This is a genomic window from Leucobacter musarum subsp. musarum, assembly GCF_001273845.1.
In the GTDB taxonomy this organism is placed as follows: domain Bacteria; phylum Actinomycetota; class Actinomycetes; order Actinomycetales; family Microbacteriaceae; genus Leucobacter; species Leucobacter musarum.
This window is the reverse complement of the sequence record NZ_JHBW01000110.1, coordinates 1-14,656: the sequence shown is the minus strand read 5'-3', so window position 1 is coordinate 14,656 and position 14,656 is coordinate 1. Positions and strand designations below refer to the sequence as shown.

The 14,656-nt window shown below is 70.5% G+C and carries 14 protein-coding genes; 6 read left to right on the top strand and 8 right to left on the bottom strand.

What is annotated here, in order from left to right; genetic code table 11:
- Positions 1-49: 49 nt before the first annotated feature.
- Positions 50-1,036 (bottom strand): SRPBCC family protein, encoded by a 987-nt coding sequence (locus tag CH42_RS14875; RefSeq protein ID WP_082309478.1) that lies wholly within the window; start codon positions 1,034-1,036, stop codon positions 50-52.
- A 428-nt stretch (positions 1,037-1,464) separates the two neighbouring features.
- Between CH42_RS14875 and CH42_RS14870 the strand changes: the two genes are divergently transcribed.
- The 5 genes from CH42_RS14870 to purQ all read left to right on the top strand — a co-directional run bounded on the left by CH42_RS14870 (position 1,465) and on the right by purQ (position 5,485).
- Entirely contained in the window at positions 1,465-2,745 is a 1,281-nt protein-coding gene (locus tag CH42_RS14870; RefSeq protein ID WP_053353991.1) for a sodium:proton exchanger, read from the top strand.
- A gap of 1 nt (position 2,746) precedes the next feature.
- A complete protein-coding gene (locus tag CH42_RS14865; RefSeq protein ID WP_053353990.1) occupies positions 2,747-3,457 on the top strand; it encodes a metal-dependent transcriptional regulator in 711 nt (236 codons plus the stop codon).
- A gap of 39 nt (positions 3,458-3,496) precedes the next feature.
- The gene (locus CH42_RS14860) at positions 3,497-4,417 is read left to right on the top strand and encodes a phosphoribosylaminoimidazolesuccinocarboxamide synthase (protein ID WP_053353989.1); all 921 of its coding nucleotides are present in this window, start codon (positions 3,497-3,499) and stop codon (positions 4,415-4,417) included.
- Positions 4,418-4,502: 85 nt separating this feature from the next.
- Positions 4,503-4,781, top strand: a complete 279-nt coding sequence (purS, locus tag CH42_RS14855; protein WP_053353988.1) for a phosphoribosylformylglycinamidine synthase subunit PurS — start codon at positions 4,503-4,505, stop codon at positions 4,779-4,781.
- Positions 4,778-5,485: a phosphoribosylformylglycinamidine synthase subunit PurQ gene (gene purQ, locus CH42_RS14850; protein WP_156316569.1), complete on the top strand. Its 708-nt coding sequence runs from the start codon at positions 4,778-4,780 to the stop codon at positions 5,483-5,485. Before purS ends, purQ begins: the two co-directional genes overlap by 4 nt.
- Positions 5,486-5,683: 198 nt before the next feature.
- Here the strand turns inward: purQ and CH42_RS14845 are convergent, their stop codons facing one another.
- The 7 genes from CH42_RS14845 to hemE form a co-directional block, all read right to left on the bottom strand.
- Positions 5,684-6,208 (bottom strand): GNAT family N-acetyltransferase, encoded by a 525-nt coding sequence (locus tag CH42_RS14845; protein ID WP_053353986.1) that lies wholly within the window; start codon positions 6,206-6,208, stop codon positions 5,684-5,686.
- A gap of 45 nt (positions 6,209-6,253) precedes the next feature.
- Complete coding sequence (gene hemL, locus CH42_RS14840) at positions 6,254-7,600, bottom strand: glutamate-1-semialdehyde 2,1-aminomutase (RefSeq protein ID WP_053353985.1); 1,347 nt, start codon at positions 7,598-7,600, stop codon at positions 6,254-6,256.
- Complete coding sequence (gene hemB / locus CH42_RS14835; RefSeq protein WP_075205422.1) at positions 7,597-8,586, bottom strand: porphobilinogen synthase; 990 nt, start codon at positions 8,584-8,586, stop codon at positions 7,597-7,599. The genes hemL and hemB overlap by 4 nt, the downstream gene beginning before the upstream one ends.
- A complete protein-coding gene (locus CH42_RS14830) occupies positions 8,583-9,512 on the bottom strand; it encodes a uroporphyrinogen-III synthase (protein ID WP_053353984.1) in 930 nt (309 codons plus the stop codon). Before CH42_RS14830 ends, hemB begins: the two co-directional genes overlap by 4 nt.
- On the bottom strand, positions 9,509-10,513 hold the full coding sequence (gene hemC, locus CH42_RS14825) for a hydroxymethylbilane synthase (protein ID WP_082309476.1): 1,005 nt from the start codon (positions 10,511-10,513) through the stop codon (positions 9,509-9,511). The genes CH42_RS14830 and hemC overlap by 4 nt, the downstream gene beginning before the upstream one ends.
- Before the next feature lie 68 nt (positions 10,514-10,581).
- Positions 10,582-12,051, bottom strand: coding sequence for a protoporphyrinogen/coproporphyrinogen oxidase (locus tag CH42_RS14820; RefSeq protein WP_053353983.1), 1,470 nt, complete (start codon positions 12,049-12,051; stop codon positions 10,582-10,584).
- A complete protein-coding gene (gene hemE / locus CH42_RS14815; RefSeq protein WP_053353982.1) occupies positions 12,041-13,153 on the bottom strand; it encodes a uroporphyrinogen decarboxylase in 1,113 nt (370 codons plus the stop codon). Before hemE ends, CH42_RS14820 begins: the two co-directional genes overlap by 11 nt.
- A 114-nt stretch (positions 13,154-13,267) precedes the next feature.
- Here hemE and CH42_RS14810 point away from each other — a divergent pair, with 114 nt between their 5' ends.
- Positions 13,268-14,518: a glutamyl-tRNA reductase gene (locus CH42_RS14810; RefSeq protein WP_053353981.1), complete on the top strand. Its 1,251-nt coding sequence runs from the start codon at positions 13,268-13,270 to the stop codon at positions 14,516-14,518.
- The last annotated feature ends 138 nt before the right edge of the window (positions 14,519-14,656 follow it).

The following is a 14,656-nucleotide window of genomic DNA, read 5'->3' as shown; positions in this document are numbered from 1 at the left end:
CGGTCGCGGGGCGGACGCTGGGCCCGTCGCCCGGGGCCGTCGCCCGGGGCTAGTTGCCGCGAATCAGCGCGTCGAAGTCGGGGTCACCCGTCGAGTCATCGTCTTGCTCGTCAGCACCGTCGTGCGCGTCAGCGTCGTGCTCGTTCGCAGCCGCGTCAGCGGTCTCGGTGGGGTCAGCGGCCTCTTCCGCTTCTCCTGCGGCGAGCGCCGCGTCAAGCTCTGAACGATCGATACGAATCGTCTGGTCGAGACTCACCTCTGCGGTATCCGCCGCATCGGTATCCGCCGCATCAGTATCCGCCGCATCCGTCTCGGCCTCATCGTCGCTCACAAGCTCGATCGGGCCGGTCTCGAGCTCGGGGTGATCCCCCACCTGCGGTTCGGCTTCGACCTCGATCTCGGCGACTGACTCGGCGTCGTTCGCGGCATCGATCTCGCCGTCGATCTCGGGTTCGGCGAGCTCCAATTCGGCACCGGGCTCAAGTTCAGCACCGGGCTCCTCGGCATCGTCGTCACCTTCCGCTTCGAGCGCGGCACCCGCGCCGCTCCCGGCGACGGCCGCAGCGAAGCTCAGGGTCTCTCGATCGCCGAACGCACCAGCCGCCTGAGCCGCTTCGAGCGCCGACGTGAGGTCGCGCAACAGCACCTGCCAGCCCTCTTGCGAGGCCGCCGCTCGCTCGGCCGGAGCCGGCAGCGCGTCGAAGCCGGTCTCGGTCACCGTGATGCCCGTATCGAGGCCCTGCGTGCGCAGCGTCACCAGCACGGCCGTGTCGCGCTCGTCGCCGGCTTCGCGCCAGGTGAACCCCACCGCGTGCCCCTCGACCCAAACGTCGACCGTGCCCGACGCATCGCGGCTTACGGCATCATCGCCCTCGCCCTCAGACCACCGCTCGGCGACTTCACCGCCGACGCGCGCATCAAGCCGCAGCTCGGGCCACCACTCGGCACGACGCTCGGGTTCCACGAGATACGACCAGGCTGCAGCTCGGGCGACGCCCACTCGACTACGCGCCACTACCGGACCCAGCGGGATCATAGCTCTCCTCCGAACTCACGCACCGACCGCCTCGATCGGGCTTCCGTTGCAGCGCACAGACGCGCGGCATCGGCCTCTTGAGACGAGCGTAACCGGCTCCCCTGACATCCGGGTTCCCAACACGTGGAATTTCGGAGCTTTTCAGGCATTTCTCCCCGGAATGATGCGCGAGTCGCAATGTGTGGCATGCCACACACGGGGATGTGCGTAGACACACCCGATGGCCGCCCGGGAGGGTGGAGAGCGAAGGGGAGTAGTTCCTCGCGGCCCAGCCCTCGCGGCTCGGCCCGAGCGGCACGTCGACATACTGGCCATCACGGAGATGCGCCCGGCGTGGCACCTCACTCGATTGAGTTGAGGCGAACGAGACCTTCGGCCGTTTGCCGTGGCCGGAGACTCTCCGGCACGGCGTGTCGTCAGGAGCTCACATGCCAGCCGCACTGGTTCGCAGACTCGTGCTGTGCCTCACCATTGCCACCCCAGCCCTCGTGCTTCGACTCAGCGGGATCCATCTTCCCGCCGTGCTCGAACTACTGATCTACGGGGCCGCGGTGGTCGCCGCCGCCTTCATCCTGGCGTGGGCCGCTGAGGCCGCGCAGAAAGACATTTCGGGGGCGCTCGCCATCGCGCTCCTCGCCCTCATTGCGGTGCTGCCCGAGTACGCCGTCGATCTCTACTACGCGTTCCGTTCGGGATCCGACGCCGAGTACCTCCACTACGCCGCTGCGAACATGACCGGTTCCAACCGGCTGCTGCTCGGCTTCGGTTGGCCGCTCGTCGTCATCGTGGCGCTGTTCGTCGCCCGTCGCATCGCGAAGCGCTCGGGCGGTCGTGCGGCCGGCTTCCTGACCCTGCCGAAGGAGAATCGCCTCGATATCGGGTTCTTGGCGATCCTCGCCGTGATCGCCTTCGCGATTCCACTGATGGGGAGCATTCCGATCTGGTTCGGCGTCGTACTGATCGTCATCTTCGGCCTGTACCTGTGGCGCGCCGGGCAGACGCACTCCGATGACGCGGAGGAAGAGTTCGTCGGTGCCGCCGCGATCATCGCGGACATGCCGCAGCGCCCCCGCCGCATCACGGTCGTCTCGCTGTTCGTGGTGTCGGCGGCGATCATCCTGCTCTCCGCCGAGCCCTTCGCTGAAGCACTCGTCGAGTCGGGCACCGCGCTCGGCATCGACAGCTACTTCCTCGTGCAGTGGCTCGCGCCGCTCGCCTCGGAGGCCCCAGAGTTCATCATCGCTGTCATGTTCGCGCTGCGCGGCATGGGTGCGGCCGCCATCGGCACCCTGATCGCGTCGAAGGTGAACCAGTGGAGCCTGCTCGTCGGATCGCTGCCGATCGCCCACTTCACCGGCGGTGGCCCCGCAGCGCTCGCCCTCGATGCGCGCCAGGTCGAGGAGTTCACCCTGACGGCGACGCAGACCCTGCTCGGTGTCGCGATCATTCTGGCGCTGCGATTCCACTGGTTCTCGGCGATCGGGCTCGCGGCGCTCTTCGCCCTGCAGTTCGTCATCACCGACACCTCCGGACGCTACGTGCTGAGCGCGATCCAGGCCGTGCTGGCTATCGCGTTCCTCGTGATGCACCGCCGTGCGATCCTGCCCACGCTCGCGGCCCCGTTCCGCAGAACGCAGCCATCGAATTCCGTGAAGCACGACTCGGACGACGACCCGGTCTCCCGCGAGCCGGTCGGAGCGAACTCCTAGAATGGGGCGCGTGCCCCGCCCCGTCGTCACCCGCATGGTCGAGGATTACCTCACGCTCGTCTGGAAGGCGTACGAGTGGCCCGGCGGCGAGCCGTCGACCACCGATCTCGCCGAACAGCTCGGAGTGACCCCCTCGACCGTCTCGGCGAACCTCAAGAAGCTCGCTCGCGATGGATTCCTCGCCTACGAGCCCTACGGTCGTATCGAGCTCACGGAAGCGGGGCGAGAGGTCGCCGTCGCAATCGTGCGTCGGCATCGCCTCGTCGAGACCTACCTCGTGCAGCAGCTCGGGCTGGGGTGGGACGAAGTGCACGACGAGGCCGACAGCCTGGAGCACGCGGTCTCCGATCTCGTGCTGGCGCGCATGGACGCGGTGCTCGGGCATCCGGTGGCGGATCCGCACGGCGACCCCATCCCCGCACCCGACGGCAGCGTGCCCGCCGACGACACGGTGTCGCTCGTGGATGCGGAGGCCGGTGCCCTCGCGTCGGTCGCACGGGTGTCGGATCGCTCGCCCGAGCTGCTGCGGCACCTCGAGAGCCGAAGGATCGTCGTCGGCGCTCCCCTGCGCGTCGTGTCGGTGGCACCGGCCGCGGGCGCCGTCGAGGTACTCCTGTGGGGCGGTACCGATGGGGCCGCTTCGGGCGGCGAGCGGGTCGAGCTCAGCCTGGTCGCCGCGGCGGCGATCCGCCTGCGGGCGCGCGAGGCGTGAGCAGCGCGGCGATCCCGCACAAAATGCGAGAATGATCGGGTGACCCATCTCCCCGCACCCACGCAGCTCGACGGTTGGACCCACATCTACTCGGGCAAGGTTCGCGACCTGTACACCCCCGCCGATGGCTCGGACGCGACGCTGCTCGTCGTCGCGAGCAATCGGGTGAGCGCGTTCGACCACGTGCTCGAGCCGCCGATCCCGGGCAAGGGGGCGCTGCTGACCGCGCTGTCGAACTGGTGGTTCGAGCGCATCGAGCTGCCCAACCATCTCGTCGCCGACGCGCGCACCGCCCCCGAGGTTCCTGCGGAGGTGCGCGACCGGGCGATGCTGACGCGCAAGCTCGAGATGTATCCGATCGAGTGCGTGGTGCGCGGGGCGCTCACCGGCTCGGGGTTCGCCGAGTACCAGCGCACGGGAGCCGTGTGCGGCATTGAGCTGCCCGCCGGGCTCAGCGACGGCGACCTGCTCGACGAGCCGATCTACACGCCGGCCTACAAGGCCCCGCTCGGCGAGCACGACGAGAACATCACGTTCGAGCGCAGCGTCGAGCTCGTCGGCCTCGAGATCGCCACGGCACTGCGTGACGCCTCGCTGCAGATCTTCACCGCCGCGCGCGAACTCGCCGCCGCCCGCGGCGTGGTGCTCGCCGACACCAAGTTCGAGTTCGGTCGCGACCGCGAGACGGGCGAGCTCGTGCTCGCCGACGAAGTACTCACGAGCGACTCCTCGCGGTACTGGGACGCCGCGGTGTACCACGACGAGTCACTGGCCGCGCAGGATCGCCTCGCCTCCTTCGACAAGCAGATCGTGCGCAACTGGCTGTCTGCGAACTGGGACAAGACCGGTGAGCCCCCGGTGCTGCCCGAGGAGATCGTCACACAGACCTACGAGCGGTACCGCGAGCTGTACGTGCGCCTCACCGGCGGCGAGCCGCCCTACGCCCCCGTCGCGGTCTGACGCCGGGCGCCCGGACAGCGTGCCGGGCCCCTGCGCGATCCGTGCGAGAATATTCAGAGCTTCACCACGAGAAATTGGAGACCGGGTGCCCACGATTGTCGTTGATGTCATGCCCAAGGCCGAGCTGCTCGACCCGCAGGGTAAGGCCACCACGGGGGCGCTCGCTCGTCTCGGCCACGAGAAGTTCGAGAACGTGCGCATCGGCAAGCGCTTCGAGTTCCAGGTCGCCGAGGCCACCGCTGAGGTGCTCGACGAGGTGCGTCAGGTCGCTGCCGACATCCTGTCGAACGATGTGATCGAAGACGTCGTCGCGATCAGCGTCGACGGCGCACCCGTCGACGTGGTCGTCGGCGAGGCTCGCTGATGCCGAAGATCGGGGTCGTCACCTTCCCCGGGTCGCTCGACGACCGCGACGCGCAGCGCGCGATCCGCATCGCCGGGGCCGAGCCCGTGGCGCTGTGGCACGCGGATCACGACCTCCAGGGAGTCGACGCGATCGTGCTGCCCGGCGGCTTCAGCTACGGCGACTACCTGCGCCCCGGCGCGATCGCCGCGGTCTCGCCGATCATGACCGAGGTCGTGGCCGCAGCGAACCAGGGGCTGCCCGTGCTCGGCATCTGCAACGGCTTCCAGGTGCTCGTCGAGTCGCACCTGCTGCCCGGCGGGCTCATTCGCAACGCGCACCAGCAGTTCATTCGCCGCGATCAGAAGCTGATCGTCGAGAACGCCGACACCGCGTGGACGCACCGCTTCGCCCCCGGCGAAGAGATCGTCATCCCGTTGAAGAACGGCGACGGCGGCTACATCGCGAACGACGAGACCCTCAAGTACCTCGAGGGCGAAGGTCTCGTGGCGTTCCGCTACGCGGAGGTCAACCCGAACGGTTCGCTCAACGACATCGCCGGCCTCACCAATGAGCGCGGCAACGTGGTCGGCCTCATGCCGCACCCCGAGCACGCGGTCGAGGCCGGGTTCGGCCCCGATACGACCGAGGCCATGCGGTCGGGCATCGACGGCCTGCGCTTCTTCGAGAGCGCCGTCGAAGCTCTCGTGGCGCGCGCCGCGTAACCGGCACTGCTGCACAGCAGAGCGGCGGGCGACCTTCGGGTTGCCCGCCACTCGTGCGTTCGGGGTGCGGTAGCGGCTGGGGCCCCGCAGCCGCACGCGCATCAGCGCACCTGCCCGCCGCGCGCATCAGCGTGAATGTGAGGGTTACCGACGAGTGTGAGGGTTATCTCGGCGCAGACTCGTCGGTAACCCTCACACTCACGGCATCGCGGGCGCGGGCTCCAGGTCGAGGCCGTACGCGAAGATGCGGCGCGACCCCGTGGGGGTCAGAATGTCGAACTCGCGGTCAGGGATGCGCGTGTACCCGAGGCGCTCGTAGAGGCGCTGCGCCGCGCGCATCTGCTCACCGGTGTGCAGCACAATTCGACCGAGACCGCGCGACCGCGCGATGCCAGCCGAATGCTGCATGATCGCTTCGCCGACGCCGCGACCCCGAGCCGCGTGCGCGACGCCAAGCAGGCGGACGTCGAATTCTCCGTCGACGGTGTCGTCCATGAGTGCACGACCGGCGAGCGGAATGGTGATCGTGCCGAGCACGTCTCCGGTTGCGCGGTCAGCGGCGACGAGCACCTCGGAGTCGACATCGCGCGCGGCGACGTCTTCGATCTCGGCAAGGTACTCCGGGCTCAGCGTGTAATCCCCCTCATACGCCGCCCGCACGAGCGCACCCACGGCGGGGTACTCCTCGGGGCGCACGCGACGGATATCGATCGTTTCATGCACCCCGGAAGCTTACTCCTGCCCGGCGCGTGCCCGACAGTCGGGCACTCAACCTGCCGTAACAGCGGCGGCGGCGCGAGCCGCGTCGGGCAGCGCCTCCACGATGCGGGCGAGCGCCGCGTCGTCGTGCGCGGCCGTCACGAACCACGCTTCAAACGCGCTCGGCGGCAGGTTGACTCCGCGATCGAGCATCGCGTGGAAGAAGGCGCGGTGCGCTGCGACATTCTGCTGCTGCACCTCCGCGTACCCGCGCGGCGCTTCGGGGAAGTCGCCGAACAGCACGCTGAAGAGGGTACCGGCGCGCTGCACGCGGTGCGCGACACCGGCTTCGGTCAGCGCGGCCGAGACCGCACCCGTAAGCACGTCGGCCGCGTGGCCGAGACGCTCGTAGGCGGCGGCATCGGCGTGACGCAGGGTGGTGAGCCCGGCCGCAACGGCGAGCGGATTGCCCGACAGCGTGCCTGCCTGGTACACGGGGCCGAGGGGCGCGAGCAGGTCCATGAGCTCGGCGCGGCCTCCCAGTGCCGCGAGCGGCAGCCCGCCGCCGACGACCTTGCCGAACGTCAGCAGGTCGGGTGCGACGCCCGCTGAGACGCGCGACTGCTCAATGCCCCAGAACCCTGACGGGCCCGCACGGAACCCGGTGAGCACCTCGTCAAGAATGACCAGCGCGCCGTGGCGATGCGCGATCTCGATGAGCGCCTCGGTGAAGCCGGGCAGCGGGGGCAGCACGCCCATATTCGCGGCGGCGGCCTCGGCGATCACCGCAGCGATGCGGTCGCCGTGCTCGGCGAACGCTGCCTCGAGCGCGGCGACGTCGTTGTAGGGCAGCACGAGCGTCTGCCCGGCAGTCTCGGCGGTCACGCCGGCCGATCCGGGCATCGCGAGCGTGGCGAGCCCGGAGCCGGCCTCCGCGAGCAACCCATCGGAGTGCCCGTGGTAGTGCCCCGCGAACTTGATGATCAGCGGGCGCTGGGTGGCGCCGCGGGCGATGCGAATCGCCGTCATCGTCGCCTCGGTGCCGGTCGAGACGAGACGCAGGCGCTCGATGAGCGGCACGCGCGCGATGATCTCTTCGGCAAGCTCGGCCTCCTGCGGCACGGAGGCGCCGAAGCCGAGGCCGCGCGCCGCCGCCTCTTGCACGGCCTGCACGACCGCAGGGTGCGCGTGACCGAGCAGCGCGGGCCCCCACGAGGCGACGAGGTCGACGTACTCGTTGCCGTCGACGTCAGTGACGAACGGGCCGCGACCCGAGACGAGGAACCGGGGGGTGCCCCCGACCGAGCCGTAAGCCCGAACCGGCGAATTCACGCCACCGGGAATCACGCGTGAGGCGCGCTCGGAGAGGGCCGCGCTACCGGCGGCCTCGGGGTGGGGAATCAGCGGTGCGGTCATCGGTTCCATCCTGCGATCTCGGTGGCGAAGTAGGTGAGTACGGCGTCGGCGCCCGCACGCTTAATGCTGACCACCGACTCTTCGATGGCACGCTCGCGGTCGATCCACCCGTTGCCGGCGGCCGCTTCGATCATCGCAGCCTCCCCCGACACCTGGTAGGCCCACACGGGCACGGGGCTCACTGCGGCGACGTCGGCGAGCACGTCGAGGTAGCTCATGGCCGGCTTCACCATCACGATGTCGGCACCCTCGGCGAGATCGAGTTCGGCCTCGCGCAGCCCCTCGCGGCGGTTCGCCGGATCTTGCTGGTAGGTGCGGCGATCGCCGACGAGCTGCGAGTCGACGGCCTCGCGGAACGGCCCGTAGAACGCTGACGCATACTTCGCGGAGTAGGCGAGGATCGCGGTGTCTTGGAACCCCTCCGCGTCGAGGGCGTCGCGCACGGAGGCGACCTGGCCGTCCATCATGCCCGAGAGCCCCAGCAGTGCGGAGCCCGCGGAGGCCTGCGCCAACGCCATGGCCCGGTACCGTTCAAGCGTCGCGTCGTTGTCGACCACGAGGTCGTCGCTGCGATCGGCGTTCACGCGGAGTACGCCGCAGTGGCCGTGATCGGTGAACTCGTCGAGGCACAGGTCGGTCTGCACGACCAGCGCGTCGCCGACTTCGTCGGCCAGCGCACGCGTGGCGACGTTGAGGATGCCCTGCGGGTCGTCTGCGGCGCTGCCGACCGCGTCACGTACCTCGGGTACGCCGAACAGCATCACGCCGCCGATGCCGAGTTCCGCGGCCTCGGTCGCGGCGCGTCGCAGCGAGTCGACGGTGTGCTGGTACACGCCGGGCATCGAGGTGATGGCCTGCGGTTCCGAGATGCCCTCGCGCACGAAGAGCGGCAGCACCAGCTCGGCGGGGTGAATGCGGGTTTCTGCGGTCAGCCGGCGCATCGCGGCGCTGGTGCGCAATCGGCGCGGGCGAACGGTGGGGATCATGCGGGGGCACCTCCGAGGTGGGGCAGGGGGAATTCGCGGGCGTGAGCAACGCGGGCGAGCAGATTCGCAACGGTGTGGGGGTCGGCGACAACGTCTGCGGCGAGTCCGAGCTCGGCGAGAGCGCGTGCGGTCGGTCCGCCGATTGCGGCAATGAGCGGCCGGGGCGCCGTCGCGGTGGTGTCGACAGGGTCCGCGAGTTCGGGCACCCGCCGCGCCAGCTCGCGCGCCGCGGCGCCGCTGAGCACGAGCACGACGTCGACCTTTCCGTCGGCGATGAGCTGCGGGATCACCTCGCCGGCGGCAGCGGCAACACTGCGGTAGGCCGTCACTCGCGTCACCGAGTGCCCGGCCGTTTCGAGCGCAGACTCAACGGTGCGATCGGCGATCTCCGAGACCGGCAGCAATACGCGTGCACCGTGAGGTGCTGCGGAGCTGGTGTGCGTCTCGGCGGCGATGCGATCGATGACGGCGGCCGCGACACCGGCTCCGGAGTAATCGGTCGCCGGGACGAGCGCGGGATCGAGGCCGTGCGCCGCGAGCGCCTCCGCCGTCGCGGGGCCGACCGCCGCGATGAGACCGGCGCTGCCTGACACCGTCGCACCGGCCGCCGCGAACGCGTCGGCGGCGTTCGCGCTCGTCACGATCAGCCAGTCGTAGTCGCCGCGGTTCCAGGCTGCCGCCGCCTCGGCGAGCGCCTCGGGGTCGGTCGGCGGCACGATCTCGGTCAGGGGCACTGCAATCGCCACACCGCCGAACTCCGCGATCACTTCAGCGTCGCGCTCTGCCGCGGCACCGCCGCGAGTCACGAGCACCCGCGCGCCCGCGAGCGACCCGCGGTACGCGGCGTCGGCGGCCGACGAGGTCGCGCTGGGGTCGGTGATGCCGGTCGCGGTCACACCGCGCTCAGGCGCTTCGCGCTCCGTCACGCCGGGCTCCCGAGCGGGGCGAGCCGAGCGGCACCGCCGGCGAGCAGCTCGCCCGCGACCAGCCGCCCCAGCCCCGTCGCGGCGTTGGGGTCGGCAGCGCTCCACGGCAGTTCTGCCTCCGCCGCGAGCTGCTCGGTGCCATCGACACGGTAGACGACGGCGCGCAATCGCAGGGTCTCGCCCACGAGCTCAGCGCACGCACCGATCGGCGCCGCGCAGCCGGCTTCCAGCGTGGCGAGTAGCGCGCGCTCGGCGATGGCCGTGGCGCGCGACTCGGCGTGGTCGAGTGCGGCGAGCGCGGCGACGTAAGGCTCGGAGTGCACATCGCTCTCTCGCACTTCGATGGCGAGGGCGCCCTGGCCCGGAGCCGCCGGCGCGTCGGTGAGTGGGAAGCGCTCGGTGATGGCCTCGGCACGGCCGATGCGGTCGAGGCCGGCGGCGGCGAGCACGACGGCGTCCAGGTCGACGCCGACCCGGCCGAGTCGGGTGTCGACGTTGCCACGCAGATCTTGGACCTCGAGGTCGGGCCGGCGCGAGCGGATCTGGGCGACGCGGCGCGGCGATCCGGTGCCGACGCGGGCTCCAGCCGGCAACTCCGCGAGGGTGAGGCCGTCTCGTGCGCAGAACGCGTCGCGCGCATCGGCGCGCACGGGAACGGCGCCCAGGGCGATGCCGGGGCACGCCCCCGTGGGCAGATCTTTGAGCGAGTGCACCGCGAGATCGCATTCCCCGCCGAGCAGTGCATCGCGCAGCGCGCTGACGAAGACGCCGGTGCCGCCGAGCTGCGACAGCGGTGCGCGACTCACGTCGCCGTGCGTGGTGATGATGACGAGCGCGACGTCGAGGCCGGTCGCCTCGGCGATCTGCTCGGCGACCGTCGTGGTCTGAGACACCGCCAGCGCGCTGCCCCGCGTGCCCACGCGCAGCAGCCCGGGGGCGGCGGCGAGCGGCGCGTCCGAGCGGAAGACTCGGCCGGAGCTGGCGGGAAGGATGGCGTTCATGTCGGTGGACCTTTCGGGGTGGTGCGGGTGAAGCTGATGATACGGATGCGGAGGCGGTGGGTGTCGAACTACTGCGACGAGCCGGGCGCAGCGGCGAGCGCCTCGGCCGCCGCCGTACGGGCACCCTGCACGATCGCGGCCAAGCCGGTGCCGCTGACCCAGTCGCCGGCGAGCGTCACCCCGGGCGGGGGCGAGAGCGGACGCGAGTCGCGAGACCCGGGCGGGCGACCCATGCGCCAGGTGCATCGGGCGAGGTCGACGATCGCGTCAGCCCGCAGGTCGATGCCGAGAATGCGCGACGCGTCGTAGCGGGCGATGCTGCGGACCTCAGCGTCGTCGAGCCCGACCGTCTCGGGCGCCGATCCCGCGCGGCCGTACGACAGTCTGATGAGGTGGCGACCCGGGCCGGCATCGCGGGCACGCTCCGGCCACTTCGCGGTGACGTGCGTGAGTGCTTTGGCGAGGATCGGCGCCGCACCGGTCTGGCTGGGTGCGCGTCGCGATCCCGCGCCGCCGTCGGCACCGCCCGACCCCACTGCGTCGCGCGACACGAGCGCACCGGTGCCGCGCGGCGCGGCGTCCAAGCGCGCGTCGTCGATCGCGAGAGCGACGACCTCGACGCGGTCGGTCGGCGTGCCCGTCGCGTCGTCGGCAAGGAGCCGTCGCGCCACACCCTCCGGCACCGCGAGAATGACTCCGTCGACCGTCGCGATCGTCGCGCCCTCGGCGTCGAAGATCTGCCAGGCGCTACCGGTGTCCGTTGCGGCGGTGTCTGCGGGCGCGGGGGCGATCCGGCGCACTTTCTCGCCCGTGCGCACCGTGACCCCGAGCCGATCGAGTTCGCGAGCGAGACCCGCGATGAGCGACGTCATGCCGTCGCGCAGCCCGGCGACCGCGCCGCCGGCCGCAGCCTGGCTGTCGCGCAGCGGCTTCGCGGCCGCAATCAGCGATCCGCGCTCGGCGAATGCCGCGGCCAGGCCGGGCACCGAGGCGACGCCGAGTCGCGCCGGGTCGGCGGAGTGCACGCCCAGTGAAACTGGCCGCACCAGACGATCGAGCACGCGTGAGCCCAGGCGGCTGCGCACCAGCGCGGCGAGCGAGTCGGCGTCGCGCCCGACCGAGCGCGGCAGCGCGGGCTCTATCGCGGCGCGCACAGCGCCGGTGATGCCGAGGGCGCGAACGGTTGCGGTCGAGAGCGGGGTTGCCGGAATGCCCAGCGTGCCCGCGGCGGGCAGCGGCAGGGCGCGCGGGCCGTCGATCACCCATGAGCCGAGGCCCGACGGGCGCACGATCTCGCCGCTCATCCCGATCTCGCGAATCAGCTCGGCAACCGTGCCACCGCGCGTCGCAAAAGACTCCGCGCCAATGTCGATGGTGACGCCCCCGAGCTCGGCACCGCGGATGCGCCCGCCCAGCTGCGCGGCGCCCTCGATGACCTCGACTCGGGCGCCCGCGAGCGCAAGTTCGCGCGCCGCCGTCAGCCCCGAGACCCCGCCGCCGACGACCGCGAAGCGCGGCCGCGGGCGATCAGTAGGCATGGGCGAGCGAGACGATGCGGGTGAGCACCTCGGGGTCGGTCTCAGGCGGTACGCCGTGGCCGAGATTGAGCACGTGCGCGGGCGCCTGCTGTCCGCGCTTCAGCACGTCGTGCAGGTGCGCTTCGAGCACCTCGGGGGACGCGCCCAGGTAGGCCGGGTCGAGGTTGCCCTGCAGCGGGATCGCGTTGTCGAATCGGCGGCTCGCGTCGTCGAGCGGGGTGCGCCAGTCGACACCGAGCGTGTCGATTCCGACGTCGACCAGTGCCTCGAGCAGGTGACCCGACCCGACGGCGAAGTGGATGACCGGCACCGAGCGGGTCTCAGACGAGTACCCTTCGCCGACGGTGTAGCTCAGGTCGCGCACGCGCTCGAGAGTGCGCCGCGACGCGGGCGCGACGTGGGCGCGATAATCGGCGACGGAGAGGGATCCGGCCCACGAATCGAAGAGCTGCACGGCACTCGCGCCCGCTTCGACCTGGGCTTCCAGGAAGACGCCGCAGAGATCCGCGACCCATTCGAGCAGTGATGCCCACGTCTCAGGGTCGGAGTGCATCAGCGTGCGCGCCCGCAGGTGATCGCGCGACGGGCCGCCCTCGACCAGGTATGCGGCGAGCGTGAACGGAGCTCCGGTGAACCCGATGAGCGGCGTCGAGCCGAGCGCTTCCGTCGTGAGTCGCACGCCCTCGCGCACCGGGTCGAGCGCGGCATGCAGACGCTCGGGCGTGAACTCGGCGCGCACGCGCGCCACGTCTTCGGCCGTACGCACGGGGTTCGCGAACACTGGCCCGCGGCCGGCGACGAGATCGACATCGATGCCGACCAGCTTCATCGGCACCACGATGTCGCTGAAGAACACCGCCGCGTCGACGCCGTGGCGCCGCACCGGCTGCAGCGTGATCTCACTCGCGAGCTCGGGGTTCAGGCAGGCGTCGAGCATGCGGTGATCTGCCCGGATCTCGCGGTACTCGGGCAGCGAACGCCCGGCCTGCCGCATGAACCAAACAGGCGTAAACTGGGGGCGGTCTCCGCGCAGAGCACGGACGAATGGCGAATCGACCGTTCGACCGTCGATCAGCGGATGCGAAGCTGGGAGGAAGTTCATCGGTCGAGATGCTAGCTTATAGATCTGATGTGACACATCTGATGTGCTCAGGTTCGGGCGAAACCCTGCTCGATTTCTCCACAAAATCCCGATCAGAAAACGTATCGAGAAACTATGCTGCTGTGCCTCTCCTTCGACCACCGAGGGTGTTCTTTCCCGCTGCTCGAGCGACTGACCGCTCGCACCACGGAAATCACTGAGGCGTTGACTAAAGATGCAGGGGTCGATGGGGCCGTCGTGCTCTCCACCTGCAACCGATTCGAGGTCTACCTGCAGTCGCCGCACGATATCGCCGACGCGGTCATCGAGCAGATATCAGAAACCGCCGGCGTACCCGTCTCGTCACTCTCGACCGCCGTCGACGTCGAAACCGAGCACCGCGCCGCCGAGCACCTTTTCGCCGTTGCCTCAGGACTCAAGTCAGCCGTGGTCGGCGAAGAGGAGATCGCAGGCCAGGTGCGTCGAGCGCACAGCGACGCCGTCGAACGCGGCACCATCACGAACGACCTTGAGCGTCTCTTCCAGACCGCTACCCGCACTTCGCGCACCGTCAAGCACCGCACCGAAATCCACTCGCAGGGCCGCTCCCTGGTGCGCCTCGCGCTGCGCCTCGCCGAGCACCGCGTGCCGTCGTGGGAGGGCACCCGCGTGCTCCTCATCGGCACCGGCGCCTACGCGGGCGCGACCGTTGCGGCCCTCCGGTCGCGCGGCGCCGAGCACATCAGCGTCCACTCCCCCTCGGGCCGCGCTGCCGCCTACGCCGCAAGCCACGACCTCATCGCGATCGACCCCGCCTCGCTGCGCGACGCCCTCGACGCCGCCGACGTCATCATCGCCTGCAGCCGCACGGAAGAGCCGCTACTCACCGCGGCCGACGTCACCCCGCTCACGGGTGCGGCTCCGCGAGGCCCCCGACTACTCATCGACCTCGGCATGCCGCGCAACATCGACCCCGGGGTCACACAGATCGACGGCATCGAACTGCTCGACCTCGAGACCATCGCGAAGCACGCCCCGGTCACCGAACTCGGAGCCGAACACGAGGCCCTCGAAATCGTGCACGACGCCGCCGTCGAATTCGGTGCTTCCCAGGCCGAGAGAGACACACTGCCGGTGCTGCTCGCGCTGCGCGGTCACGTCAACGCGATCCTCGAAGAGGAGCTCTGCCGCGCGCGCCGCACCGACGGCGAACTCGCAGACGCCGATTCCGTCGCCGACGTCGAGGCTGCCCTGCGTCGCCTCACCGGCCGCCTGCTGCACGCCCCGACCACGCGCATCCGCTCGCTCGGGCGCGAGGGCCGCGCGAACGAGGCCTCGGAGGCGCTGTCGGCGCTCTTCGGGCTCGAATCCGCCGAGCGGGCGTAGGCGGAGCCGCGCGGGTTGACTGCGCGAGCTGAGCACCGCACGCGGCACCCTGCGCACGCACTCTGGCGCACCACGAACCTGTGAGCGGAGATTCACCAGATCGCGGACCGATCTCGAGGCGGTTTCAGGTGGTCGTTG

Excerpts from the sequence above, each read along its gene's own strand:
- hemL (WP_053353985.1), bottom strand. The coding sequence starts at position 7,600 with ATGACCGCACCGCTGATTCCCCACCCCGAGGCCGCCGGTAGCGCGGCC.
- CH42_RS14865 (WP_053353990.1), top strand. The coding sequence starts at position 2,747 with ATGGGGCGCGTGCCCCGCCCCGTCGTCACCCGCATGGTCGAGGATTAC.
- CH42_RS14875 (WP_082309478.1), bottom strand. The coding sequence starts at position 1,036 with ATGATCCCGCTGGGTCCGGTAGTGGCGCGTAGTCGAGTGGGCGTCGCC.
- CH42_RS14810 (WP_053353981.1), top strand. The coding sequence starts at position 13,268 with ATGCTGCTGTGCCTCTCCTTCGACCACCGAGGGTGTTCTTTCCCGCTG.
- hemB (WP_075205422.1), bottom strand. The coding sequence starts at position 8,586 with ATGATCCCCACCGTTCGCCCGCGCCGATTGCGCACCAGCGCCGCGATG.
- hemC (WP_082309476.1), bottom strand. The coding sequence starts at position 10,513 with ATGAACGCCATCCTTCCCGCCAGCTCCGGCCGAGTCTTCCGCTCGGAC.
- CH42_RS14820 (WP_053353983.1), bottom strand. The coding sequence starts at position 12,051 with ATGCCTACTGATCGCCCGCGGCCGCGCTTCGCGGTCGTCGGCGGCGGG.
- hemE (WP_053353982.1), bottom strand. The coding sequence starts at position 13,153 with ATGAACTTCCTCCCAGCTTCGCATCCGCTGATCGACGGTCGAACGGTC.
- CH42_RS14870 (WP_053353991.1), top strand. The coding sequence starts at position 1,465 with ATGCCAGCCGCACTGGTTCGCAGACTCGTGCTGTGCCTCACCATTGCC.